Source organism: Nocardia sp. NPDC055053 (genome assembly GCF_053608285.1).
The window spans coordinates 181,367-204,763 of sequence record NZ_JBSGVD010000003.1; the positions used below are offsets into that span (position 1 = coordinate 181,367).

At 68.8% G+C, this 23,397-nt stretch carries 24 protein-coding genes; 13 read left to right on the forward strand and 11 right to left on the reverse strand.

What is annotated here, in order from left to right; translation table 11 throughout:
- Positions 1-88: 88 nt before the first annotated feature.
- Positions 89-649, reverse strand: a complete 561-nt coding sequence (locus ACWF82_RS04650; protein WP_452497976.1) for an Rv1476 family membrane protein — start codon at positions 647-649, stop codon at positions 89-91.
- 281 nt (positions 650-930) lie between these two features.
- On the opposite strand from ACWF82_RS04650, the gene acnA reads away from it, so the two are divergent.
- Together acnA and ACWF82_RS04660 are read left to right on the forward strand one after the other, a co-directional pair.
- Entirely contained in the window at positions 931-3,744 is a 2,814-nt protein-coding gene (gene acnA / locus ACWF82_RS04655; RefSeq protein WP_452497978.1) for an aconitate hydratase AcnA, read from the forward strand.
- A gap of 135 nt (positions 3,745-3,879) precedes the next feature.
- Complete coding sequence (locus tag ACWF82_RS04660; protein ID WP_019047713.1) at positions 3,880-4,446, forward strand: TetR/AcrR family transcriptional regulator; 567 nt, start codon at positions 3,880-3,882, stop codon at positions 4,444-4,446.
- A gap of 77 nt (positions 4,447-4,523) precedes the next feature.
- Here ACWF82_RS04660 and ACWF82_RS04665 read toward each other — a convergent pair whose 3' ends face one another.
- Positions 4,524-4,685, reverse strand: a complete 162-nt coding sequence (locus ACWF82_RS04665) for a hypothetical protein (protein ID WP_452497981.1) — start codon at positions 4,683-4,685, stop codon at positions 4,524-4,526.
- Positions 4,686-4,774: 89 nt separating this feature from the next.
- Positions 4,775-5,269, reverse strand: coding sequence for a MarR family winged helix-turn-helix transcriptional regulator (locus tag ACWF82_RS04670; protein ID WP_452497982.1), 495 nt, complete (start codon positions 5,267-5,269; stop codon positions 4,775-4,777).
- A gap of 65 nt (positions 5,270-5,334) precedes the next feature.
- Between ACWF82_RS04670 and ACWF82_RS04675 the strand changes: the two genes are divergently transcribed.
- From ACWF82_RS04675 to ACWF82_RS04690, 4 genes are all read left to right on the forward strand, one after another.
- Positions 5,335-5,829 carry a cupin domain-containing protein gene (locus tag ACWF82_RS04675; protein WP_452497984.1) on the forward strand — a complete coding sequence of 165 codons (495 nt, stop codon included), beginning with the start codon at positions 5,335-5,337 and terminating at the stop codon, positions 5,827-5,829.
- 89 nt (positions 5,830-5,918) lie between these two features.
- Positions 5,919-6,335 (forward strand): acyl-CoA thioesterase, encoded by a 417-nt coding sequence (locus ACWF82_RS04680; protein WP_379306664.1) that lies wholly within the window; start codon positions 5,919-5,921, stop codon positions 6,333-6,335.
- Between the two features lie 284 nt (positions 6,336-6,619).
- The gene (locus ACWF82_RS04685; protein ID WP_452497986.1) at positions 6,620-7,039 is read left to right on the forward strand and encodes a hypothetical protein; all 420 of its coding nucleotides are present in this window, start codon (positions 6,620-6,622) and stop codon (positions 7,037-7,039) included.
- Positions 7,040-7,053: 14 nt separating this feature from the next.
- On the forward strand, positions 7,054-8,013 hold the full coding sequence (locus tag ACWF82_RS04690; protein WP_452497987.1) for an MvdC/MvdD family ATP grasp protein: 960 nt from the start codon (positions 7,054-7,056) through the stop codon (positions 8,011-8,013).
- A 7-nt stretch (positions 8,014-8,020) separates the two neighbouring features.
- Here the strand turns inward: ACWF82_RS04690 and ACWF82_RS04695 are convergent, their stop codons facing one another.
- Both ACWF82_RS04695 and ACWF82_RS04700 read right to left on the reverse strand, forming a co-directional pair.
- Positions 8,021-8,293 (reverse strand): helix-turn-helix domain-containing protein, encoded by a 273-nt coding sequence (locus tag ACWF82_RS04695; protein ID WP_452497989.1) that lies wholly within the window; start codon positions 8,291-8,293, stop codon positions 8,021-8,023.
- A 155-nt stretch (positions 8,294-8,448) separates the two neighbouring features.
- Entirely contained in the window at positions 8,449-10,080 is a 1,632-nt protein-coding gene (locus ACWF82_RS04700) for an ABC-F family ATP-binding cassette domain-containing protein (RefSeq protein WP_378854827.1), read from the reverse strand.
- A gap of 146 nt (positions 10,081-10,226) precedes the next feature.
- Here ACWF82_RS04700 and ACWF82_RS04705 point away from each other — a divergent pair, with 146 nt between their 5' ends.
- Positions 10,227-10,991, forward strand: coding sequence for an SDR family oxidoreductase (locus ACWF82_RS04705; RefSeq protein WP_452497991.1), 765 nt, complete (start codon positions 10,227-10,229; stop codon positions 10,989-10,991).
- An 81-nt stretch (positions 10,992-11,072) separates the two neighbouring features.
- Here ACWF82_RS04705 and ACWF82_RS04710 read toward each other — a convergent pair whose 3' ends face one another.
- Positions 11,073-13,406 carry an MMPL family transporter gene (locus ACWF82_RS04710; RefSeq protein WP_452497993.1) on the reverse strand — a complete coding sequence of 778 codons (2,334 nt, stop codon included), beginning with the start codon at positions 13,404-13,406 and terminating at the stop codon, positions 11,073-11,075.
- Between the two features lie 209 nt (positions 13,407-13,615).
- The gene (locus ACWF82_RS04715; RefSeq protein WP_452497994.1) at positions 13,616-14,698 is read right to left on the reverse strand and encodes a lycopene cyclase family protein; all 1,083 of its coding nucleotides are present in this window, start codon (positions 14,696-14,698) and stop codon (positions 13,616-13,618) included.
- Positions 14,699-14,807: 109 nt separating this feature from the next.
- On the opposite strand from ACWF82_RS04715, the gene ku reads away from it, so the two are divergent.
- The 3 genes from ku to ACWF82_RS04730 are packed head-to-tail and all read left to right on the forward strand — an operon-like array spanning position 14,808 to position 17,589.
- Entirely contained in the window at positions 14,808-15,722 is a 915-nt protein-coding gene (gene ku / locus ACWF82_RS04720; protein WP_452497996.1) for a non-homologous end joining protein Ku, read from the forward strand.
- A 14-nt stretch (positions 15,723-15,736) separates the two neighbouring features.
- Positions 15,737-16,282, forward strand: a complete 546-nt coding sequence (locus tag ACWF82_RS04725; protein ID WP_452497998.1) for a GNAT family N-acetyltransferase — start codon at positions 15,737-15,739, stop codon at positions 16,280-16,282.
- A gap of 47 nt (positions 16,283-16,329) precedes the next feature.
- A complete protein-coding gene (locus ACWF82_RS04730) occupies positions 16,330-17,589 on the forward strand; it encodes an NAD(P)/FAD-dependent oxidoreductase (protein WP_452498000.1) in 1,260 nt (419 codons plus the stop codon).
- 164 nt (positions 17,590-17,753) lie between these two features.
- Here the strand turns inward: ACWF82_RS04730 and ACWF82_RS04735 are convergent, their stop codons facing one another.
- Positions 17,754-18,005 carry a MetQ/NlpA family ABC transporter substrate-binding protein gene (locus ACWF82_RS04735; RefSeq protein ID WP_452498185.1) on the reverse strand — a complete coding sequence of 84 codons (252 nt, stop codon included), beginning with the start codon at positions 18,003-18,005 and terminating at the stop codon, positions 17,754-17,756.
- A 205-nt stretch (positions 18,006-18,210) separates the two neighbouring features.
- On the opposite strand from ACWF82_RS04735, the gene ACWF82_RS04740 reads away from it, so the two are divergent.
- Genes ACWF82_RS04740 through ACWF82_RS04750 form a run of 3 tightly spaced genes read left to right on the forward strand, consistent with a single transcriptional unit; the run spans position 18,211 to position 20,755 of the window.
- Positions 18,211-19,083, forward strand: a complete 873-nt coding sequence (locus tag ACWF82_RS04740) for a MetQ/NlpA family ABC transporter substrate-binding protein (protein ID WP_379080356.1) — start codon at positions 18,211-18,213, stop codon at positions 19,081-19,083.
- Positions 19,080-20,093 carry a methionine ABC transporter ATP-binding protein gene (locus tag ACWF82_RS04745; protein ID WP_452498002.1) on the forward strand — a complete coding sequence of 338 codons (1,014 nt, stop codon included), beginning with the start codon at positions 19,080-19,082 and terminating at the stop codon, positions 20,091-20,093. Before ACWF82_RS04740 ends, ACWF82_RS04745 begins: the two co-directional genes overlap by 4 nt.
- The gene (locus tag ACWF82_RS04750) at positions 20,093-20,755 is read left to right on the forward strand and encodes a methionine ABC transporter permease (RefSeq protein ID WP_379306690.1); all 663 of its coding nucleotides are present in this window, start codon (positions 20,093-20,095) and stop codon (positions 20,753-20,755) included. Before ACWF82_RS04745 ends, ACWF82_RS04750 begins: the two co-directional genes overlap by 1 nt.
- A gap of 65 nt (positions 20,756-20,820) precedes the next feature.
- On the opposite strand, the gene ACWF82_RS04755 is transcribed toward ACWF82_RS04750, so the two are convergent.
- From ACWF82_RS04755 to ACWF82_RS04765, 3 genes are all read right to left on the reverse strand, one after another.
- The gene (locus ACWF82_RS04755) at positions 20,821-21,321 is read right to left on the reverse strand and encodes a DUF4189 domain-containing protein (RefSeq protein ID WP_189023484.1); all 501 of its coding nucleotides are present in this window, start codon (positions 21,319-21,321) and stop codon (positions 20,821-20,823) included.
- Between the two features lie 188 nt (positions 21,322-21,509).
- Positions 21,510-22,058: an NADAR family protein gene (locus ACWF82_RS04760; protein WP_452498004.1), complete on the reverse strand. Its 549-nt coding sequence runs from the start codon at positions 22,056-22,058 to the stop codon at positions 21,510-21,512.
- A gap of 77 nt (positions 22,059-22,135) precedes the next feature.
- Positions 22,136-23,362 (reverse strand): PucR family transcriptional regulator, encoded by a 1,227-nt coding sequence (locus ACWF82_RS04765; RefSeq protein ID WP_452498187.1) that lies wholly within the window; start codon positions 23,360-23,362, stop codon positions 22,136-22,138.
- Positions 23,363-23,397 lie beyond the last annotated feature (35 nt).

A 23,397-nucleotide genomic window follows, 5' to 3' on the forward strand; every position in this document is an offset into this window, starting at 1 on the left:
CGGATTGCCGGAAAATAGCCTTACGGAGGACGGCTTTCACGACAGAAAACAGACCGACGGTCTGGAAATGTTGCTGAAGGGAAACCAGTTACTTGGCAGAACCCGCGTCAGCGCGGCTGGCCGACGGCGCAACCTGCGTGTCGGCATCGGGACCGCGGCGCGCCTTCACGAAGTACAGCCCGGCGATCACCAGGGCGGTCAGCGTCAGCAACACCGCGGTGATCACGCTCCAGGACACGCCCTCCGGCTGCTCCAGCCGGTCGACGAAGGCCTGCACGGCCTCCTCGGGGTGGTTCCCCTTGTACTTGGCGACGTCCTCGGCCCACTCCAGCCGGACCCGGCTGATGCCGTCGCTGTGGGTGCCGACCCAGTCGTCGCTGAAGACCGCGACGGTGCCGTCGGTGCTTTTGCCTACCTCGGCGGCCAGGTCACGTAGGCTCGAGTCGTGGCCGGGGTTACCTGGAACAACGACGACGCTCAGCGGGATCCCCTCGGATCGCGCCTCGGCGACGATCGCCGCCAGTTTCTCCTGGTTCACACCCTTGGGGGCGGCGACATGATTGTCGGCGAGATCGGACCGGACACTGCTCAGCACGGTATTCGGCGGGAGTTCGGCGGCCATCGGCGCGAAGGTGTGCAAGACGGTCATCTTCCATCCGGTCTGTCGAGCCTCGGTCGCCTACGTTGCGACGGGCATCCAACACTGCAGGGTGAGCGTCACTGCGTCATTCCCCGACTCGCTCGACTGGCACAGTACGCGACGGCGCGCGCGGACACGCTCACACGGCACGCCGAACCGCCCCCGCGTATTTCATAGGACAAGCGTACTGTTAGGCTCGTACGGCGAGGAAACCGGCATCTCACGGCGCCGGAACCCCCTCCGAAGACGCGAGTCGCCGGCACAGCCCCGCCGGCGGCACACCCTCACAGATGAGTGGAGCTGACGTGACGAAGATTGATACCTTCGGCGCCAAGGGCACGCTCGAGGTCGGAAGCAACTCCTACGAGATCTTCCGTCTCTCGGCTGTTCCCGGCACCGAGAAGCTGCCCTACGCCCTGAAGGTGCTGGCGGAGAACCTGCTGCGCACCGAAGACGGCGCCAACATCACCGCCGATCACATCCGCGAGATCGCGAACTGGGATCCCTCGGCGCAGCCGAGCGTCGAGATCCAGTTCACCCCCGCGCGCGTGATCATGCAGGACTTCACCGGCGTGCCCTGCATCGTCGACCTCGCCACCATGCGCGAGGCCGTCACCACCCTCGGCGGCGACCCGAGCAAGGTCAACCCGCTCTCCCCCGCCGACATGGTCATCGACCACTCGGTGATCCTTGACGTCTTCGGCCGCGCCGACGCGCTGGAGCGCAATGTCGAGCTCGAGTACGAGCGCAACGGCGAGCGTTACCAGTTCCTGCGCTGGGGCCAGGGCGCCTTCGACGACTTCAAGGTCGTCCCCCCTGGCATGGGCATCGTCCACCAGGTCAACATCGAGTACCTGGCCCCGACCGTCATGGTCCGCAACGGCCAGGCCTACCCCGACACCTGTGTCGGCACCGACTCGCACACCACCATGGTCAACGGCCTTGGTGTGCTCGGCTGGGGCGTCGGTGGCATCGAGGCCGAGGCCGCGATGCTGGGCCAGCCGGTCTCCATGCTGATCCCGCGCGTCGTCGGCTTCAAGCTGACCGGTGAGATCAAGCCGGGCGTCACCGCCACCGACGTGGTGCTGACCGTCACCGACATGCTGCGCAAGCACGGCGTCGTCGGCAAGTTCGTCGAGTTCTACGGCGCCGGTGTGTCCGAGGTGCCGCTGGCCAACCGCGCCACCCTGGGCAACATGAGCCCCGAGTTCGGCTCCACCGCGGCGATCTTCCCGATCGACGAGGAGACCATCAACTACCTGCGCCTGACCGGCCGCACCGACGAGCAGCTCGCGCTCGTCGAGGCGTACGCCAAGGAACAGGGCATGTGGCACAACGCCGACAACGAGCCCGCGTACTCGGAGTACCTGGAGCTGGACCTCGGCACCGTCGTGCCGTCCATCGCAGGCCCGAAGCGCCCGCAGGATCGCATCCTGCTCAGCGAGTCCAAGAGCGCCTTCCGCTCCGACATCGTCAACTACGTCGGCGAGGGTGAGCTGACCGCGCTGGACGAGGCGAACGACGAGTCCTTCCCGGCTTCCGATTCGGTCGCCGTGTCCGCGAACGCCGCCGACGACACCTACACCCCGGCCCACTCGGCCGCCAAGGGTGCCAACGGCCGTCCGTCCAAGCCGGTCGAGGTTCGCTCGGCCGAGCGTGGTGACTTCGTCCTCGATCACGGCGCCGTCGTGGTCGCGGGTATCACCTCCTGCACCAACACCTCCAACCCGTCGGTCATGCTCGGCGCCGCCCTGCTCGCCCGCAACGCGGTGGAGAAGGGCCTGTCGACCAAGCCGTGGGTGAAGACCAACATGGCGCCGGGTTCGCAGGTCGTCTCCGACTACTACGAGAAGGCCGGCCTGTGGCCGTACCTGGAGAAGCTGGGCTTCTTCGTCGGCGGCTACGGCTGCACCACCTGCATCGGTAACACCGGCCCGCTGCCCGAGGAGATCTCGGCCGCGATCAACGACAACGACCTCTCGGTCACCGCCGTGCTGTCGGGTAACCGCAACTTCGAGGGTCGTATCTCCCCCGACGTGAAGATGAACTACCTGGCCTCCCCGCCGCTGGTCATCGCCTACGCGCTCGCGGGCACCATGGACTTCGACTTCGAGACCGACGCCCTCGGCCAGGACACCGACGGCAACGACGTCTTCCTGAAGGACATCTGGCCTTCGGCGCAGGAGATCGACGACACCATCAAGTCCTCGATCAACCAGGACATGTTCCGCAACTCCTACGCCACCGTCTTCGACGGCGACGCGCGCTGGCAGGGCCTGGCCACCCCGGAGGGCGACACCTTCGCGTGGGACGAGAAGTCGACCTACGTCCGCAAGGCGCCGTACTTCGACGGCATGTCGATGGACCCGAGCCCCGTCACCGACATCAAGGGCGCCCGCGTCCTTGCGCTGCTGGGCGACTCGGTCACCACCGACCACATCTCCCCGGCGGGCCCGATCAAGCCCGGCACCCCCGCCGCGCAGTACCTCGACGCCAACGGTGTGGCCCGCAAGGACTACAACTCGCTGGGCTCGCGTCGTGGTAACCACGAGGTGATGATCCGCGGCACCTTCGCCAACATCCGGCTGCGCAACCAGCTCCTCGACGACGTCTCGGGTGGTTACACCCGCGACTTCACCCAGGACGGTGGCCCGCAGGCGTTCATCTACGACGCCTCGCAGAATTACCAGGCCGCCGGCATCCCGCTGGTCGTGCTCGGTGGTAAGGAATACGGTTCGGGCTCCTCGCGTGACTGGGCTGCCAAGGGCACCAGCCTGCTGGGTGTGAAGGCCGTCATCACCGAGTCGTTCGAGCGTATCCACCGCTCCAACCTCATCGGCATGGGCGTTGTGCCGCTGCAGTTCCCGGCCGGCCAGTCGGCCGCGTCGCTGGGCCTGACCGGCACCGAGACCTTCGACATCGAGGGCATCACCGCCCTCAACGAGGGTGTCACCCCGAAGACCGTCAAGGTCACCGCCACCGCGGAAGACGGCAAGGTCACCACGTTCGACGCGGTCGTCCGCATCGACACCCCCGGTGAGGCCGACTACTACCGCAACGGCGGCATCCTGCAGTACGTCCTGCGCAACATGATCCGCGGTTAAGCACCTCGGTGTCCGGTGGTGCAGTATCGAATGATGCTGCACCACACGGGCATCCGCTAGCGGATGCCCTTCTTGCGACAGCCCCCGTCTCGGAGTTCCGGGGCGGGGGTCCGTGTATTTCCCGTTGGAGGACTCATGCCCAAGGTCAGCGACGACCACCTCGCCGCCCGCCGCAGCCAGATCCTCGACGGCGCACGGCGCTGCTTCGCCGAATACGGCTACGACGGCGCCACGGTGCGCCGTCTGGAAGAGGCCATCGGCCTGTCCCGCGGTGCGATCTTCCACCACTTCCGGGACAAGGACGCGCTGTTCTTCGCCCTGGCCAAGGACGACGCCGAGCGCATGGCCGAGGTCGCGGCCAACCAGGGCATCGTGCAGGTCATGCGCGATATGCTCGCCCGCCCGGAGGAATTCAACTGGCTGGGCACCCGTCTCGAGATCGCGCGCCGGGTGCGCACCGACCCCGAGTTCCGCGCCGGCTGGACCCAGCGCTCCGCCGAACTGACCGCGGCCACCCTGGCCCGCCTCGAGCGCCGCAAGGCCGCGGGCGCCCTGCGCGACGACGTCCCCACCGACGTCCTGCTCGGCTATCTGGACCTGGTCCTCGACGGCCTCATCGCCCGCATCGCCTCGGGCCACACCGACGACAATCTCTCCGCTGTCCTCGATCTCGTCGAAGCCTCCGTCCGCCGCCGCGACTGAGCGCCGAAACCGCAACCGCCGCACCGTTCTTCCGGGAACGATGCGGCGTGTTGTGTGCCGTGGTCGGCCTTCTTCTTTCAGGCGGTCACCAGCAGGCCGTTGGACCACGCGGCCAGGCGCGTGCGAGCGCGCGCATTGCGAACCAGACCGGCGGGGACGGCGAGTTCGGCACCGACGTAGTAGCCGCCGTCGAGAACCGGGGTCGCGGGGTGGCTCAACGTCGCGAGTTCGCCGGGCAAGATTCCGCACGCCGGTTTGACGATTCCCTTGCACTCCGATTGCCGTCGGCGGGATAGGCATCGCAGAACGTTGCAGAAGGCGGGATCGGCTAGTCCCCGAGGCGCCGCAGCAGGATCCGGGCGATGCGATCGAGCGACTCACGATCGGCGGGGTCGAGGACGGACAGCATCGCCGTCTCGTTCTCGGTGTGCGCGCCGACGACGACATCGACGAGTTCGCGGCCCTCGCCGGTCAGCGCGACCAGGACCGCTCTGCGGTCACCTTGATCGGCGATCCGGCGGACCAGGCCCGCCGCTTCCAGGCGGTCGATGCGGCCGGTCATCCCCGCGCGGGACAGCATCAGCGTGTCGGCGAGCACCGAGGGGTTGAGTTCGAAGGGTGCACCCGAACGGCGTAGTGCCGCAAGCACATCGAACTCGCCGCGCTGCAAGCCGTGTGCGGTGAACACGGCTTCGATGCGGGCCATGGCTACCGTCATCAATCTGCCAAGCCTGCCGAAGACCGCCATCGCGGCGAGGTCGAGGTCGGGGCGTTCGCGCCGCCACTGGGCGGCGATGGCGTCGACGACATCCGGTTCATCCATGGACATGATTCTATTCGCCGCGATATAGTTCGGTACCGAATTATCAACCGGCGAATGGAATTGCCATGACGAACACTCGCGACATCGCCCTCTGCCTCCCCGAGGACGCCGAGGTCCTGGGCACCGACACCGTGCGCATGCGCCTGCTCACCGACGCGAACGCCAGCGACGGCACCGTCAGCACCCTGGAAGTCACCATGGACCGGGGCGCCGACGGCGCGGCACCGCACTTCCACACCCGCTCCGACGAACTCTTCTACGTCGCCGACGGCGAACTCCAGGTCATGGCGGGCGACCGCATCCGCACCGTCGGCGCGGGCGGCTCCCTGGTGGTCCCCCGCCTGATGCCGCACGCCTTCGGCGCCACTCCCGACAGCGGCGCCCGCATCCTCATCGCCCTGATGCCCGGCGTCCAGCGCTTCGAATACTTCCGCCTGCTCGACCGCCTCATCCACGGCCAGGCGACACACGACGAATTCCTCGCCGCCCAGGAGGAATTCGACAACCACTTCGTCGACGCCCCCGCGTGGTGGGCCGAACGCAACGCCCACCGCCGTTGACCCACCGGCCATACCGAACCGTCCCGACTGTGGTGCAGATTGCAGCCGAATCGGGAACAACCCCGGCGAAGCCGCCGGTTGTACACCGTATGACGTTCTCCGTACCGGTCCTCGTCCGCGGCTATGAGCTCGACACCCAGGGCCATCTCAACCATGCCGTCTACCACCAGTACGGCGAGCATGCCCGCTGGGAGTTGATGCGGGCGGCGGGGATCCCGCAGGACAAGTTCCTCGCCAGTGGCATCGGGGCCGTCGTGCTCGAGTCGACGATCAAGTACCGGCGGGAGCTGCGTGGCGGCGACGAGGTGACCGTGACGTGCGAATTCGATTGGGACGGCGGCAAGGTCTTCAGGTTCCACCACAAGATCATCAAGCTCGACGGAACCGTCTCCGCCGAGATCACCGTGGTGGCGGGCGCGATGGATCTGACCGAACGCAAGCTGGTCGCCAACCCCGCCGAGCACTTCCGCGGTCTCGCCGAGCACCCCGAGCTGCTCGGCCTCTGACCGGCCCGACACGGCCCGCATCACCCAGCAATTCCGAGGCGATGCGGGCCGTTGTCGTGTCCAGCATCGTTAGCTGATCGATTGCCGGTGCGACGGGGCGATCAGCGGTCCGGTTGTCCGAAATTCTCTCCCCGCTAGGGGATCACGCGCCGCTCGACGGTTTGCCCGGGGCTCTGTAAATCTCGCGAACCGGCTCGGCGCTGCCCGCTCGCACGCTATGATCCGAAGCACCTTCGGGGGTTCTGGCAAATCGCGAGCAGACGAGAAGATCGGAGTGAGTGCCCATGACCGACGCCATCCACCTCCCCGCTACGGCGGCGTCCCGAGACCGGGGCCCGGCCTTGCGCGGATTGCTGGTGGCCGAGTCCGATCGCGACATCTCGGTGCGCGTCGACGGTGGTACGTGGACCTTCGACCGGCGGGATGTCGTGCGGCTCACCGAGGATCACGCCGCGGCGGGCGAGCGGCAGGTGCGCGTCGACATCCGGCCCGGCGCCACCGCCGATTTCACGCGCAGGCTGCGCGTCGAACTGGTCGACCGGCCGATCACGCTGGCTCCCGAGCCGTCGGAGGCGCTCGGTGACGACCTGCTGGCCCAGGCCACCCGCGCCTGGGCGGCCAAGCTGCGGATCGCCGAACGCGGCGGCGTCACCGGCGCCACGTTCACCTTCCGCGACGGCATCAACTGCGACAGCCTCGACTGAAGCGGCCCACCGTCATGGAACGCGCGACCGACGCGGTGCTCATCGTCTCCGAAACCGACGACCTGCACGCCGATGCGCTGGCCGCCATCCTGCGAGAACACCACGGGCTCGACCCGATCCGGCTCGACCTGCGTGACTTCCCCACCGAGACAGGCAGTTTCCGGCTCGACAAGGCGGGTACCAACCGCGCGCTCGCCCATGTCCACGGTCTCGACGACGTGCGCGCGGTGTGGTGGCGCAGGGCGCACCCGTGCCGGGTGCCGCACGGCGTTCGCGTCGCCGACGACGAGTTCCGCCAGGCCGAGTGCGACGGGTTCCTGCAGGGGATGCTGTGGTCGATCCCGGCGTACTGGGTCAACGATCCGGCCGCCGAACGCACCGCGAGCCGCAAGATCGTGCAGCTGGAGACGGCGCAGCGGGCCGGCTTCACCATTCCCGAGACGCTGATCACCAACGATCCGGACGAGGCCCGCAGTTTCGTCGAATCCCGTTCCGGCCCAGTGGTGTACAAGCGCACGGGGACCGGCCGCGGCGAGTTCTCCGAGACCCGCATCATCACCAGGACCGAGCTGAGCAGGCTCGGTTCGATCCGGTCGACGCCGACCACGTTCCAGGACTATGTCGAGGCCAGCTGCGATCTGCGGGTGGTGTGGGTCGACGGCGTCGAGTGGACGGTGCGCATCGATTCCCAGGCGGGGGTCGGCCGGGTCGATTCCCGGCTCGATACCTCGGTGGGGTTCACGCGCTACCGGTTGCCCGCCTCGGTCAGCAAGTCGCTGGCCACCCTGATGGGTGCCCTCGGGCTGAGCTTCGGCGTCGTCGACCTGCGCCTGGGTAGCGACGGGGAGTACTACTTCCTCGAGGTGAACCCGCAGGGCCAGTTCGCGTATCTGGAGATCAAGACCGGCCTGCCGCTGTTCACCAGCCTGGCGAACCTGCTCGTCCGCGGGGACGGTGCCGTCCCCGGCTGGTGAGCCCGCCTCAGTCGGCCGGATTCTTTCGCCGGTTGGCGCCGCCGCGGCCGCGTAACTCGACGTGCGATTCGACCAGCACATTGTGGATGAAGCCGTACGAGCGGCCGGTGGCCCTGGCCAGGGAGCGGATGCTCGCTCCCGCCTCGTACTGCTTCTTCAGCTGGGACTGCAACCGGTCGCGGGATTTGCCCGTGACCCGGGTGCCCTTTCCCAGCCCGGCCTTGCCGATCGTCGCCTTACCCTTGGCCGACCTAGCGGCCTGTCTCGCACTGTCGCTCATGGCTTCCTCCGAGTCGCCGAGCAGCTGATTCCAGGCTAGACACTCCGGAGTCGGTGATCAACGAAAACAGTGATGAAACTCACCTGAGACCCGCGAGTTCCCTCGCGACACAGCGTTTCACGCGCGACACACCGCCGTTTGGGGCGCCGATGGGCTCAGGCGAGGTCGATCAGCTCGGCGTACTCGTTGGACCAGTGATCCTCGGTGCCGTCGGGCAGCAGGATGACGCGTTCCGGGTTCAGCGCCTCGGCCGCGCCCGGGTCGTGGGTCACCAGGACGACGGCGCCCGCGTAGGTGCGCAGCGCCTCGAGGACCTGTTCGCGCGAGACCGGGTCGAGGTTGTTGGTCGGCTCGTCGAGCAGCAGCACGTTCGCCGCCGAGGACACCAGCCCGGCCAGGGCCAGACGGGTCTTCTCACCGCCGGACAGCGTGCCGGCGGGCTGCTCGAGCTGGGGGCCGGTGAACATGAAGGCGCCGAGCAGGCTGCGCAGCTCCTGTTCCCCCGCGTCCGGGGACGCGTGCCGGATGTTCTCCCACACCGAGGCCTCGTCGTCGAGCGTGTCGTGTTCCTGGGCGAAGTAGCCGACCTTGAGGCCGCGGCCCTGCTCGACTCCGCCCGAGGTCGGCGTCTCGACGCCGGCGAGCAGCTTGAGCATGGTCGTCTTACCCGCGCCGTTGAGGCCGAGCACCACAACGCGGCTGCCCTTGTCGACGGCGAAGTTGACGCCGGTGAAGATTTCCAGGGACCCGTAGAGCTTGGTGAGGTTGTTCACCATCAGCGGGGTCTTGCTGCACGGCGCGGGCTCGGGGAAGCGGATGCGGGCGACCTTGTCGGCGACGCGCACGTCGTCGAGCTCCGACATCAACCGCTCGGCCCGGCGCACCATCTGGTGTGCCGCAGCGGCTTTGGTGGCCTTGGCGCCGAGCTTGGCGGCCTGCTGACGCAGCGCGCTCGCCTTCTTCTCGGCGTTGGCGCGCTCGCGGACACGACGCTGTTCGTCGGTGGCGCGGGCGTCGAGGTACTTCTTCCAGCCCATGTTGTACACGTCGGGCTCACCGCGCACCGCGTCGAGGAACCACACCTTGTTGACCACGGCCTCGAGCAGTTCGACATCGTGGCTGATCACGATGAGGCCGCCGTCGTGGTTCTGCAGGAACCCGCGCAGCCAGGTGATGGAGTCGGCGTCGAGGTGGTTGGTCGGCTCGTCGAGCAGCAGGATGCGATCGGAGCGCCCGCCGGAACCGTCGGAGGCGGAGAACAGGATGCGGGCCAGCTCGATGCGGCGGCGCTGACCGCCGGACAGGGTGCGCAGCTGCTGGCCGAGGACCCGGTCGGGCAGGCCGAGGCTGTTGCAGATGCGGGCCGCTTCGCTCTCGGCGACGTAGCCGCCGAGCGAGGAGAACTGGTCTTCGAGGCGGCCGTACTTGCGGATCGCCTTCTCGCGTTCCTTCTCGTCGACGACCTCGGCCATCAGCGCCTGCTGCTTCTCCATGTCCCGGATCAGGGTGTCAAGGCCGCGGGCGGAGAGCACCCGGTCGCGGGCGATCACATCGAGATCGCCTTCCTTCGGGTCCTGCGGCAGGTAGCCGATCTCGGTGGAGCGCACGATCTTTCCGGCGTAGGGCTCGCCCTCGCCCGCGAGGATGCGCAGGGTGGTGGTCTTGCCGGCGCCGTTGCGCCCGACCAGTCCGATCCGGTCGCCGGACTGCACCCGCAGCGCCGGCCCAGGGGCCGAGAGCAGGGTGCGGACTCCGGCCCGGACCTCCAGGTCGGTCGCCGTGATCACAGGGAATCTCCTCGTGTCGGAAAAATGGTGGCCGCCGAACCGACCCATCGTGCACGTCGGTCTCGGCAAGAACCACTCATTTTACCGTCCTCGAACTCGGCGGCCGAACCGGCGCCGCCCGGTGTGAGCGTGGTTACTCTCGTCGCATGACTACCGATCTTCTAGGCCGGACCGCCCTGGTCACCGGAGCGAGCCGCGGCATCGGCCTCGCCACCGCCGCCGAACTGATGCGCCGTGGCGCGAACGTGCTGATCACCGCGCGCAAACCCGAGCCGCTCGAGGCCGCGGCGACCGAGCTGCGCGCCCTCGGGCACAAGGGCCAGGTGAGCACGCTGGCAGGCAACGCGGGCGATGCCGATGCCAGGGCCGAGGCCGTGGCCAGGGCGGTCACCGAGTTCGGTTCGCTGGACATCCTGATCAACAACACCGGCATCAACCCGGTGTACGGCTCGCTGATGGACGCCGACCTGGGTGCGGTCAGCAAGATCTTCGACGTGAACGTGGTGGCCTCGCTGGGCTACGTCCAGCAGGCCTACCGGGCGTGGATGGCCGAGCACGGTGGCGCGATCGTGAACGTCGCCAGCGTCGCGGGCATCCGGTCCTCCGGTGTCATCTCGGCCTACGGCGCGTCCAAGGCGGCGCTGATCCGGCTCACCGAGGAGCTGGCCTGGCAGCTCGGCCCGAACATCCGCGTCAACGCGGTGGCGCCGGGCGTGGTGAAGACCAAGTTCGCCGACGCGCTGTACTCGGCGGACGAGGAGCGGGCCGCGAGCGCCTACCCGTTGCAGCGGCTCGGCGTCCCGGAGGACGTGGCCAGGCTGATCGCGTTCCTGGTCTCCGACGAGGCCGCGTGGATCACCGGCGACTGCGTGCGGGTCGACGGCGGACTGCTGTCCACCGGCGGCATCTGAGGCCTCCCGGACAATGCGAAGGGCGACACCGGTCCGACTGGAAACCGGTGTCGCCCAACAGCTCTCGACAGTCCCGCGGGGTCAGTCCGTGGTCTCGGTACGACCCGCGGCGGCCAGCTCTTCCTTGGCGCGCGCCGCCTCCGCGCGCGCGAGCGGATCGTTGACGACGATCTCCACGTCCGTGGTCACCGGCTTGCCGGTGGTGACACCGAGGGGATCGCGCACCGGGACATCGCGATTCAGCGACCGGCCTGCGCCGCCCTCGTCCACGCCCCAGCGATCGTGCAGGCGGCGCAGGAATTCCGGCGCGTACCAGTTCGCGTCGCCGAGCACCTTCATCGCGGCGGGCAGCAGGAACCCGCGCACCAGGGTGGCGTCGACGATCACCGCCAGCGGCAGGCCGATCCCGAACGCCTTCATGAAGGTGATGTCGGAGGCGAGGAAGCCGAGGAATACCAGCGAGATGAGGATCGCGGCCGCGGTGACGATGCGCCCGATCCGTTCCAGCCCCACCGCGACGGCGGTCTCGTTCTTGCCGGTGCGGTCGTATTCCTCGCGGATCCGCGAGAGCAGGAACACCTGGTAGTCCATCGCGAGCCCGAAGGCGGCGGCGAACAGCATCACCGGCACGGTGGCGGACAGGTCGCCGGTGACCGTGAATCCGAACAGCCCGGACAGATGGCCGTCCTGGAAGATCCACACCAGCGCGCCGAAGGTCGCCGTGAGGCTGAGCGCGCTGAGGATCACCGCCAGCACGGGCAGCACGACGCTGCCGGTGAGCGCGAACAGCACCAGCAGCATCACGAGCACGACGAAGCCGAGCGCCCAGGGCAATTCGTCCTCGATGGCGGCGATGGAGTCGGCGTTGGCCGCGGCGACACCGCCGACCAGCAGCTCGCTGGGCGTCGGCACCGCGCGCACCTGCTCGACCAGCCCGGCCAGCGCGTCACTGTCGGAGGTGGCTGGCACGATCGACAGGTAGACCGCACGGTCGGCCCGGAACCGGGCGTTCGCCGCGGTGGGGGCGATGAGCAGGCCGCCCTGGGCGTAGCTGCCGGTGGCGGTGTCGACGCGGCGGACATGGTCGAGGTCGGACAGGTCGCGGGCGATGGAGTCGATTCCCGTTGCGCTGTACGCGCTCTCGGGCAGGACAGCGACTAGGGTGTTCTGGTCGCTCTCGCCGAAGTCGCGCTGCACGATCTCGGTGACCTGGCGGGAGTTCATCGACTCCGGCAGGGTGCGCTCGTCCGGGAAGCCGAGCTTGACGCCGAGGAACGGTGCGCCGAGGAGCAGCAGCAGCAGCGTCACGGCCAGCCCGATCGGGATCGGCTTGCGCATCACCGCGGTGGCGAGCTTGTGCCAGGCGCCCTCGCCCGGTGCGGGGCGCGGCGCCCGCAGGAACCACCAGCCGAGCTGGCCCTTGTCGATCCGCGGGCCGAGCAGCAGCAGCGCCGCGGGCAGCACGGTCAGGGAGACCAGGGCCGCCAATGCCGCGACGAGGATGCCCGCGTAACCCATGGACCGGATCGCCAGCAGTGGGAAGAACAGCAGGCCCGCGAGCGCGACGGCGACGGTCAGCGCCGAGAACGCGACGGTGCGGCCCGCGGTGCGCAGCGTGGTCGCCACCGCGCCCGCCGGGGTGCGGCCCTCGGACAGTTCGTCGCGGTAGCGGTTGACGATCAGCAGGCTGTAGTCGATGGCGAGGCCGAGGCCGAGCAGGGTGGCCACGTTCGTCGCGGAGACCGAGAGCGGGGTGAACAGCGTCAGCAGCCACAGCGCGCCCATCGTCGCCACCACGGTGCCGAGCGCGACCAGCAGCGGCAGGCTCGCCGCGACCAGGCCGCCGAAGACGAACAGCAGCGCGATCAGCGTGAGCGGGAACGCGATCGCCTCGCCCTTGGCGATGTCGGTCTTGCTCTGCTCGACGGTCTCGTGCATGAGCATCGCGAAGCCACCGGCCCTGACCTGCAGGGTGCCCTGCGTTCCGGTCAGTTCGGCGGCGATCGCGGCGACACGCTGGTCGATCTCGCGTTCGCTGCCGAGCACACTGGCCACGATCAGGCCCTGCTTGCCGTCGACGCTGCGCAGCGCGGGCTGGTGGGTGGTCCAGTAGGACACCACGTCGGTGACGCCGTCGCGTTCCTGCAGGTTGGCCACCAGCGCCGTTGCCGCCGCGGTGGATTCGGGGTCCTCGACCGAGGACTCGGTCTCCACGAGCAGCAGCAGATTCGGCGGCGCCTGCCCGAACTCCTCGCGCAGCACCTCGAGTGCTCTGCTGGATTCACTGCCCGGGTCGGTGTATCCGCCGCCCTCCACCCGCTCGAACAGCGTGGCGCCGAGTGCGCCGAGCACCAGCGCGAGCACTGCGAAAACGCCGAGCACCCAGCAGCTGCGCCGCTTGGTGAATTCGAACACCGGATATTCCCCTAACTCGTCACGCAACTGTGCGGCACGCACGTCGACGTGCGGGGGCTCGGGTGTCTCCGGCCGGTCCGCCTCGCCGGCCCGATCCTGTTGGCGGGTGGGCGCGTTCGCGCAGCGATGGTAGCAACTTCGTGGCGGCGCCGCCGGGCCTCGGGGTGACCCAGCGCACGCCCTGCGATTCCCGGTCAGCGACCGGCCCGCTACACCCCTGTCGGGGTCGCGCCGATTCCGGCTACCGAAGCCGCGAGAGTGCGGCGTAGTCGCGGGGGAAGAGCGGCGAACAGCGCGCGCATCGCCGCGAGTGTGCCGCGCAGATCGTCGTGTCCGGACAGGTACGACCGTTGCAGTGGGGCGGGCAGATCGAAGAACGCGTCGAAGAAGACCGCGACATCGCGCGGCGGGATGGCCAGCAGTGCCCGCAATCCCGCCCGGCGCAGGGCGGCCACGGTGCGCGTTCGGGCCGTCCACGGCGTCGTGCCTGCGGCGACGAGGTCGGCCGCGCTCAGCGAGGCGGCGACGCTGTACCCGGTGGCGGGATGGGTCAGGCCACCGGCCGCACCGAACCGGCCATGGCCTGGCCTGCCACCTTGCACCGGAAAGCGCACCCGCTCAACCGGTTCCGCACCGGTGACGGGGATGCCGCGGGCCCGCAGGCGGTGTTCCAGGCGGTGTCGCAGGACATCGGGGCCGAGGGCGGGGCGGCCCGCGAGGCAGGTTTCCTCGAACAGCATCGTGTCCGCGCCGAGCGGGACGACGTAGAGGAACGACGCCGGATCGTCCGGGTCGGCACCGTTGTCCAGGCGCCAGTCCATGAACAGGGCCGGCTCGGCAAGGGTGTCCCGGCGCAGGACCACGCCGTAGGCGGTCTGCTCGGCGCGGCGCGGCGACCTGGCCAGTCCGCGTGCGTCGACCACCCGGCCGGTGCGGGTCGGTCCGCTCGCTGTCCGCACCGAGCCCGCGTCCAGGTCGACGACCCGGTCGGCGATCACCTCCGCACCGTCGATGGTCAGCGACCGTTGCAATCCCGCGGTGTCGAGGACCTGGTAGGCGCGCTCGACCCGATGCTCCCGCACGGCCCACGCCGTCGGCCCGTCGACGGTCGCGGCGACGACGGCAGGATCCAGCCAGTCCGGCAGTTCGTCCGCCCAGGCGGCATAGGTCGGCGTCCACACCCGGTCGGGATGCGGGTCGATCACCGTGACGGCGCGGCCGCGGGCCAGCGCGCGATGGGCCACCGCCCGGCCCGCAGGGCCGAGTCCGCAGATGATCAGCTCGGCGTCCACCCGGATATTGGATCAGACACAACGATTTCAAGCACCGCCGCGTCACGGACGGGCACCGGTTCAGCGGCGTAGCCTCGCCCCCGCGCGACATTTCGGCAATTATGGGGAAATGAGATCGATCTGGAAAGGCTCGATCGCCTTCGGGCTGGTCAATGTCCCGGTCAAGGTCTATACCGCGACCGAGGACCACGACATCCGGTTCCACCAGGTCCACGCCAAGGACGGCGGCCGGATCAAATACGACCGGGTCTGCCAGGTATGCGGCAAATCGGTCCAGTATTCCGATATCGACAAGGCCTACGTCTCCCCCGACGGCGACCAGGTCGTCCTCACCGACGCCGATTTCGCGAAACTCCCCGCGGCGGAGAAACACGAAATCCCGGTGCTGGAATTCGTGCCGTCCGAGCAGATCGACCCAGTCCTGTTCGACAAGAGCTATTACCTCGAACCGGATTCGGCGACGCCCAAGGCCTACCAGCTACTGGCGGCCACCCTCGAACGCATCGACAAGACCGCGCTCGTGCACTTCACGTTGCGCCAGAAGACCCGGCTGGCTGCGCTGCGGGTGCGCGATGGCGTGCTGGTCCTGCAGACGCTGCTGTGGCCCGACGAGGTGCGTGCCGTCGACTTCCCGTCGCTCGACGAGGTGCCCGCGCCGCGTCCGCAGGAATTGAAGATGGCCGAAACGCTGGTCGAGTCGATGTCGGGCGATTTCGATCCCGGCGAATACACCGACGAATATCAGATCGAATTGCAGAAACTCCTCGACGAGGCGATCGCCAGCGGCACGGGCAAGGTCGAATCCGCCGCGGCAGCCGAACCCGCCGAACAACCCGACGCCGAGGTCGTCGACCTGGTCGCGGCGCTGCAGCGCAGTCTCGAAGCCAGTGGCCGCCGCGATACAGAGGCGGCGCCTGCCCCGAAGAAGGCGGCCAAGAAAACAGCGGCAAAGAAGGCGGCTCCGCGCAAGGCGGCGGCGAAGAAATCCACGGCAGGCAAGACCGCGACTCGCAAGGGTGCGTAGGGCACACTGACGCTATGGACTCCTCGATCGTCGTCGTGCCGATGGGGCTGGGACATCTGCGTCAAGTCCTCGACCTCGGCCACCAGGTGTTCGACACGACCACCAAGCCGTACACGTCGTGGTCGCTCACTGCCGTCGCCGAGCATCTGGACAGCCCGGACAACGCCTGCTGGGTCGCCCTGGATTCCGACCGGGTCGTCGGCTTCGTGCTCGGCTCGATGGAGTTCGAGCACCGCGACGACTGGGCCTACCTCGAATGGATCGCGGTCGCGCCGGACATGCAGGGCCACGGCATCGCCCGGCGGCTGGTAGACGTGTGCTCGGAGGCGCTGTTCGCGCGCGGTGCGCGCCACATCGTCACCGATGTCGAAGACCGCAACAGCGCCTCGGCGGCACTGATGACCAGCACCGGTTTCGTGCCCGCCGCGACCGTCACCTTGCTGGTGCGGCCGAACCCGGACGAGGCGAGCGGCGAGCAGCCGCTGCCGCCGATGTCGGCGAACACCCGCCACGATCTCATCCGCCGCGGCAGGCTGTCGGTGGACCACCCGCGCCGCTGACGGAGCGCCACCCCGGCATCGCCGCTGGTCCGGCCTATTCTCGACGGGTGGCCTCGCCGGATGAGCACGACTCCCCCGCGCTGACCGTCGTCGGCGATATGTGGTCGCCCGCGTGCGCGGCCATCCGGACCTTCCTCAGCCGTAACGAGATCGCCTGCCGCTGGGTGCGACCCACCGATCCGACCGGCCGTGAGCTACTGGCCGCGCACGGGTTCGCCGACGACGACACCCCGGTGCTGATCGCCGCGGACGGCCGGGTACTGAAACCGGCCGACGAGGAGCAGCTCGCCCGGTGGGTCGGGCTGCACACCACACCCAGCTCCGGCGGATACGACCTGCTCGTCGTCGGCGGGGGTCCGGCCGGCATGGCCGCCGCCGTCTACGGCGCGTCGGAGGGACTGCACACGGTCCTGCTGGAGCGCTGGGCGATCGGCGGGCAGGCCGGGCTGAGCTCACGCATCGAGAACTATCTCGGCTTTCCCGACGGGATCTCCGGCGCCGTGCTCACCGACCGGGCCCGGCGCCAGGCGGGCAAGTTCGGCGCCGAACTGGTGATCAGCCTGCGCGCCGACGCGCTCGAGGCCACCGACGAGGACGTCACCGTGCACTGCGCGGGCGGCACGACCGTCTCGGCGCGGGCGGCGATCATCGCCACCGGCGCCACCTTCCGCGCCATCGACGCACCGGGTGTCGAGGATTTCACCGGCCGCGGCGTCTACTACTTCTCGGCGCTCACCGAGGCGCCGCTGTGCGCGGGGGCCGACGTCTACATCGTCGGCGGCGCGAACTCGGCGGGCCAGGCGGCCGTCTACTTCGCCAGCTGCGCCCGCCGGGTGATCCTGCTGGTCCGCGCCGAATCACTGGCGACCGAGATGTCGGCCTACCTGATCGAGCAGATCGCGTCGATCCCGGAGATCCACGTCCGCACGGGCACCGAGGTCGCCGGCGCCTCCGGCGGCACCCACCTCGAACACCTCACCCTGCGCCACCGGCGAACCGGCGCGACGGAAGAGGTTCCCGCCACCTGGCTGTTCGCCTTCATCGGCGCTGATCCCGCCACGGCCTGGCTCGGCCCCGGCTTCGCCCGCGACGACCGCGGCTACCTGCTCACCGGACCCGATATCGCCACCGTCGCCGGCGCCGGCTCACCCTGGCCGCTGACCCGGCCCCCGCTACACCTCGAGACCACCGTGCCGGGCGTCTTCGCCGCGGGCGACGTGCGCGCCTTCAACGGCCACCGGGTCGCGGCCGCGGTCGGCGAGGGCTCGATGGCCGTCATGCTTGTCCACGAATACCTGCGCGACTGACCTACTCGCGGAACTTCGCCTCCAGTTCGCGCAGCGTCGCCTGCAGGTCGGCGGGGTCGTTGGTCTTGAAGATCCCGGCATAGCCGGTCTCGGCACGGACCGCGGCCACCACCTCCGGATCATGATAGAGCTGAGTTAGTTTCAGGTAGGTGGGGTTGTCCTTGTCAGGTCGTCCCGCCTTTCAGCACGATCAGGCCCGCCGCGGCCAGTCCCGGTAGCGGGCGGACCTGCTGGGCCGGATTGTTGCTGAGCGTGATCTGACCGCCGCGCGGGATGTCGGCGACCGCCCTGTGCTTCTTCGAATACAGGGTGAGCGGGAAGATCTCGGTCGCCCCGATCGGCACCAGGGTGTCGTTGTAGTAGGCCAGGTACCGCACGTGCTGGAACTTGTCGAGGTCGCCCCGTTTCTGCGCCAGCGCGGGATTGGACTGCTTGTAGCTGCCTGTGCTACCAGGACCGGGACCGCCAGAATACGGCGCAGGATTCGCGTCGTCCGCAAATTAGACGGCCGTCCAGGAGTTAGCGAGGGTTTCGCTCGAGCCAACGCAAACCGTTGCCGCGGGCCCTGGCCCCGGCTTGGCTGACCGGGTTCACCCTCAGCGAGCAATTCGGGAGTATCAAGTGAAATTCCGTCGGGTACTGGCGATCCCGGTACTGGTAGCAACCGCGGCCCTCACCCTCACGGCGTGCGGTGCGGACGACGCCGAGTCCGGCACCGTGGTGCGGATCGGCACCACCGACAAGGACCAGGCATGGGACGTCTTCGAGCAGAAGGCCAAGGAGCAGGGCATCACGCTGAAGATCACCAACTTCTCCGACTACAAGCAGCCCAATGCGGCGTTGTCGCAGAAGCAGATCGACGTCAACCTGTTCCAGCACCTGCAGTTCCTCGGTCAGTACAACGTGGCGAGCTCGGACACGCTGACCCCGATCGGCTCGACCTACATCGTCCCGCTCGGCCTGTACTCCAAGAAGCACAAGGCACTGGCCGACATCCCGGCCGGCGGTGAGATCGCGATCCCCAACGACCCGACCAACCAGGCCCGCGCGCTGTTCGTGCTGCAGGCCGCCGGACTGCTGAAGCTGACCGGCACCTCCGCGCAACCGACGCCCGCCGACATCGACAAGGGCGCCTCGAAGGTGCGGGTCACCCCGGTCGACGCCGCGCAGACCGCGCTGTCGCTGGCCTCGGTCGACGGCTCGGTGGTCAACAACACCTTCCTCGAGCGCTCCGGCATCGACCCGCATTCGGCGCTGTACAAGGACGATCCGAAGAACCCGGCCGCCGAGCCGTACATCAACGTCATCGTCACCCGCGCCGAGGACAAGACCAACCCGACCTATCTGAAGCTGGTCGAGATCTGGAAGGACCCGGCCGTTGCGGCCGCGCACGCCCAGGTCACCAAGAACACCGCGGTCGCCGTGACCCGTCCCGGCGCCGAGCTCGAACAGATCCTCGACCGGGTGCAGCAGGGCATCCGCGCGAACAAGTGAGCTCCGACGCCGCCGCTGTCGAATTCCGTTCGGTCACCAAGGTCTTCGGCAGCGGCGACGAGCGGCATGTCGCGCTCGACGACATCGACCTGCGGATCGAGCGGGGCGAGATCTTCGGTGTGATCGGCTATTCCGGGGCGGGCAAGTCCACCCTCGTGCGGCTGATCAACGCGCTGGAGAAGCCGACCTCGGGCACCGTCACGATCTCCGGCACCCCCATCACCGGGGTGCCGGAGTCGGCGGTACGCGCGCTGCGGCGCGATATCGGCATGGTGTTCCAGCAGTTCAACCTGTTCCGGTCCCGCACGGCCGCGGGCAATATCGAGTACCCGCTCAAGGTGGCGGGCTGGAAGCGCGCCGAGCGCAAGGCGCGGGTCGCCGAGCTGCTCGAGTTCGTCGGCCTCACCGACAAGGCGCGCGCCTATCCCGATCAGCTCTCCGGCGGGCAGAAACAGCGCGTCGGGATCGCGCGGGCGCTGGCGACCTCGCCGTCGCTGCTGCTCGCCGACGAGTCCACCTCCGCGCTCGACCCGGAGACCACCGGCGAGGTGCTGCGGCTGCTGAAGAAGATCAACGCCGAACTCGGCGTGACCATCGTGGTGATCACCCACGAGATGGACGTGATCCGCGCGGTCGCCGACCGGGTGGCGGTGCTGGCCGAGGGACGGATCGTCGAACTGGCCGACACCTTCGATGTTTTCGCCGCACCGAAGGCGGCGCCGACGCGGTCGTTCGTGGCGACCGTGCTGCACAACCGGCCCGACGCGGCCGAGCTCGACCGGTTACGGGAGCTGCACGGCGGCCGGCTGGTCACCGTCGACGTCGACGACCACAGCGGTATCGGCGCCGCACTGGCCGCCGCCACCGCCGCGGACGTGCGTTTCGAGATCGTCTACGGCGGCGTGAGCACCCTGCAGGACAAGACGTTCGGCAGCATCACGCTGGCGCTGCACGGCCCCGGCGACGCGCTGGACCGCGTGGTCGCCGACCTGGCGCGAAAGGCGGGCTGATGGAGACCAACTGGGAGAAACTGCGGCCCACCCTGTTCGAGGCGATCGGGACGACCGTCTATCTGGTCGGCGTGACCTTCGTCGTGGCCGGGGTGATCGGGCTGGTCATCGGCACGGCGCTCTACACCACCCGTAAGGGCGGGCTGCTGGCGAACGCGCCGGTCTATCTGGTGCTCAATGTGATCGTCAATGTGGTGCGCCCGATTCCGTTCATCATCCTGCTCGCCGCGCTCGGCCCGGTCACCCTGGAGGTCGTCGGTACCACCATCGGCACCGAGGCCGCGCTGTTCGTGATGATCGTGGCGGCATCGTTCGGTATCGCCCGGATCGTGGAACAGAATCTGGTGACGGTCGATCCCGGCGTGATCGAGGCGGCGCGCGCGGTCGGTGCGGGACCGCTGCGGATCATTCTGACGCTGCTGATCCCGGAGGCGCTCGGCCCGCTGATCCTCGGCTACACCTTCGTGGTGATCTCGATCGTCGACATCTCCGCGATGGCGGGCACGGTCGGTGGTGGCGGGCTCGGTGATTTCGCGCTGGTCTACGGGTATCAGCAGTTCGATTGGGAAGTCACGATCGTGGCGACGCTGATCATCATCGCCGGGGTGCAGGGTGTGCAGTTCTTCGGGAACTGGCTGGCCCGGAAAGTGCTGCGCCGCTGAACAACTCGATCACCGAAGACGAGACAGGGGCACGGTCCGAATGGCCGTGCCCCTGTCTTCGTTCGTCAGACGTTCGCCGTGCAGGCGGACAGGATGACGCTCGCCGCACGCGGCGAGGCCGAACCCGGATCCGGGAACGGCGGTGCGCTGATTCCCAGCACGTCCACCGCCGACCGTTCGGCCGCGGCCAGGGTGTGATCCCAGGCCCAGCCGAAGCGGTAGTCGGCGCCCTGCGCGACGGCACCGCAGGCATTGCGGAACTCGACGACGATCTGGCAGTCCCACACACCGCACTCGGCCAGCGCGGCCTGGCTCGCGGCTGCCCAGCTGCCGTAGTTGACCGCCGAAGCGACCACGGCTTCCTTCGACGACAGCGCCAGCGCGCCATAGAGATCACCGGCGGCGGCCTGGAAGCCACCGTCACGCGAGACAGCGGTGTAACCCGGCGCCTCGGCGATCGCCACGCCGCTCTCGGCCGCGGCGGCCGAACCGGCGTTCACGACAGTGAACGCGGCCACCGCGGACACGGCAGCCACACCCAGGGCATATTTGCCCACAACAGACATCAGTGAATCTCCCCATCGAAATACCGGCTTCGCGGTCGAAGCCGAACCAATCATGAACCGCCACACGCGCCATCGAGAAATAGCTTTCCCGAATTGATTTCGCCTGTGGCGACGCCCGAATCCTCCCGGTCCGTCCGTCCGCCACAGACTAACAACTCCCACCGACACAGTCGGGCCAGCGATCCCGCCTACCGCACCATGCTCCGGGCTCGCATCAGCGCGAAGCCGAGCAGGTTGAGGCCCCGCCACTGCGCGGGGTCGGCGGCGCGCGGATCGCCGGCGGCCAGCCCGATCCCCCAGACGCGATCCACCGGACTGGCCTCGACGAGCACACGGGCGCCGGTGCCGAGCAGGAAGTCCCGCAGCGCGTCGTCCTGGCCGAACTTGGCCACATTGCCCGCGACCACGATCTCGAATCGAGCTTGCTCCCATCGGGTTTCGTCGAAGTCGCGGATCTGCCTGCCGAGCTTCTTCGCCTGGCTGGGATGCTTCACCTCGAGGACGCGGGCCGCGATGCGTTCGTCGTCGAACAGGAGCGCTTTGCGCCACATCATGTAGTGCTCGGCGCTCGTGAACTCGGTACCGTCGACGACGAATACCGCGGGCCACCACTGGCTCAGGCAGCTCGTGCCGATGGTCCCGTCACGCCGCGGGGTGTGGCCCCAGAACGGCAGGTACTTCGGCGATGCGCCCTGCTCGATCGACTGACGCAATTGTTCGACAGTGTCGACGGTCATAATCCCTCCCCGTTTTGGTCTTATGAACCATATACCGGCGGGCGGCCTGTCCGCCAACGGTATTCGCGGGGCAAGAGCTAGGCCAGGCGGGCTTCCGGGGAGGTGGGGCCGGTGTGGAAGCTGCGGGCGATCATGGCGGAGCGGAGTTGCCAGAGGCCGGAGCCCTGGGCGGGGTCGAGGCCGGTGAGCTGGGCGATGCGGCGCAGGCGGTAGTCGACGGTGTTGGTGTGGATGTGCAGGAGGCGGGCGGTGCGGCGGCGGTTCATGTTGTTGGCGATGTGCACGCGCAGGGTTTCGAACAGTTCGGGGTGGTTGTCCAGCGGGGCCAGCAGTTCACCGAGGCGGGCGCGGCCGGGGCCGGGGCGGGTGAGCTGGTATTCCAGGGCCAGGTCGCCGAAGCGGTAGAGACCGGGCGCGCAGTCGAGGCGCTCGACCATGTCGAGCAGTTCGTGCGCGCGCTCGGCCGCGGACGGGATCTCCTCGGTGGTCGCGGGCACCAGCGCGCCCGTCACGTCCACACGGGCCGCCCGCGAGAGGGCGGCCAGCAGGGCGTCGAGGGCATCGGAGTCCATCAGCTCGGCCGGGATCAGCAGGGTGCCACCGTCCACCGACAGCAGCGACAGCACCTGGTCGCCGCCGTGGTGGGCCAGCGCCGCCTGCACCCGGCGCAGGGTGCGCCGCGCCACCACGGCGGCGTTCACCCGCGGATCGTCGTGCGCGGGATGGCGCCGGATCGACAGTGCCAGTACCGAATACGCGTCGGCGACGGCGATCCCACATTCGCGCGCCATCGTGACGGTCGGCTGACCGGCCAGCAGCGCCGAGGTGAGGGTGTGCACGGCCGTGTGATGCTCGCCCGCGATATCGCGATGCTCCCGGATGTAGGCGAGGGTCACCGTCGTACACAGCTGATCCGACATCGTGACGGCCCTGCGGAATCCGTCGATCAGGCTCGCCCGGTCGCCGTCACCGACGCCGTCGAACACGGTGTCGAGAGCGAGCCGGAAACCCTCGTGGAAGGCGTGCAGGATGGTGTCGATCGGCACGCCCTCGCGCGCCCAGCCCGCCGCGGCGACGGAGAGCCGGTTCAGCCGCTCCGTCTCGTCGCGGCCGTCGAGCATCCCGCCGACGATCTCCAGGCACAACCGGGTGACGGTGGTGACATCCCCCGAGATCGCGTCACCGGGTAGCGTCCGGCAGGTCGCCACGGTGTCGACGAAGTGGCCGACGAGCGTGCCCGTCAAGGTCCGGACTTCGCGCAGCGGCTGCCACATCGGGGCACCGTCCACGGGGACCGTCATCATCATCGTCGACTCCTTCCACACCGAGCCGGCGGCGC

Excerpts from the sequence above, each read along its gene's own strand:
- ACWF82_RS04650 (WP_452497976.1), bottom strand. The coding sequence starts at position 649 with ATGACCGTCTTGCACACCTTCGCGCCGATGGCCGCCGAACTCCCGCCG.
- acnA (WP_452497978.1), top strand. The coding sequence starts at position 931 with ATGAGTGGAGCTGACGTGACGAAGATTGATACCTTCGGCGCCAAGGGC.
- ACWF82_RS04660 (WP_019047713.1), top strand. The coding sequence starts at position 3,880 with ATGCCCAAGGTCAGCGACGACCACCTCGCCGCCCGCCGCAGCCAGATC.
- ACWF82_RS04670 (WP_452497982.1), bottom strand. The coding sequence starts at position 5,269 with ATGGATGAACCGGATGTCGTCGACGCCATCGCCGCCCAGTGGCGGCGC.
- ACWF82_RS04675 (WP_452497984.1), top strand. The coding sequence starts at position 5,335 with ATGACGAACACTCGCGACATCGCCCTCTGCCTCCCCGAGGACGCCGAG.
- ACWF82_RS04680 (WP_379306664.1), top strand. The coding sequence starts at position 5,919 with ATGACGTTCTCCGTACCGGTCCTCGTCCGCGGCTATGAGCTCGACACC.
- ACWF82_RS04685 (WP_452497986.1), top strand. The coding sequence starts at position 6,620 with ATGACCGACGCCATCCACCTCCCCGCTACGGCGGCGTCCCGAGACCGG.
- ACWF82_RS04690 (WP_452497987.1), top strand. The coding sequence starts at position 7,054 with ATGGAACGCGCGACCGACGCGGTGCTCATCGTCTCCGAAACCGACGAC.
- ACWF82_RS04695 (WP_452497989.1), bottom strand. The coding sequence starts at position 8,293 with ATGAGCGACAGTGCGAGACAGGCCGCTAGGTCGGCCAAGGGTAAGGCG.
- ACWF82_RS04705 (WP_452497991.1), top strand. The coding sequence starts at position 10,227 with ATGACTACCGATCTTCTAGGCCGGACCGCCCTGGTCACCGGAGCGAGC.
- ku (WP_452497996.1), top strand. The coding sequence starts at position 14,808 with ATGAGATCGATCTGGAAAGGCTCGATCGCCTTCGGGCTGGTCAATGTC.
- ACWF82_RS04725 (WP_452497998.1), top strand. The coding sequence starts at position 15,737 with ATGGACTCCTCGATCGTCGTCGTGCCGATGGGGCTGGGACATCTGCGT.
- ACWF82_RS04750 (WP_379306690.1), top strand. The coding sequence starts at position 20,093 with ATGGAGACCAACTGGGAGAAACTGCGGCCCACCCTGTTCGAGGCGATC.
- ACWF82_RS04755 (WP_189023484.1), bottom strand. The coding sequence starts at position 21,321 with ATGTCTGTTGTGGGCAAATATGCCCTGGGTGTGGCTGCCGTGTCCGCG.
- ACWF82_RS04760 (WP_452498004.1), bottom strand. The coding sequence starts at position 22,058 with ATGACCGTCGACACTGTCGAACAATTGCGTCAGTCGATCGAGCAGGGC.
- ACWF82_RS04765 (WP_452498187.1), bottom strand. The coding sequence starts at position 23,362 with ATGATGACGGTCCCCGTGGACGGTGCCCCGATGTGGCAGCCGCTGCGC.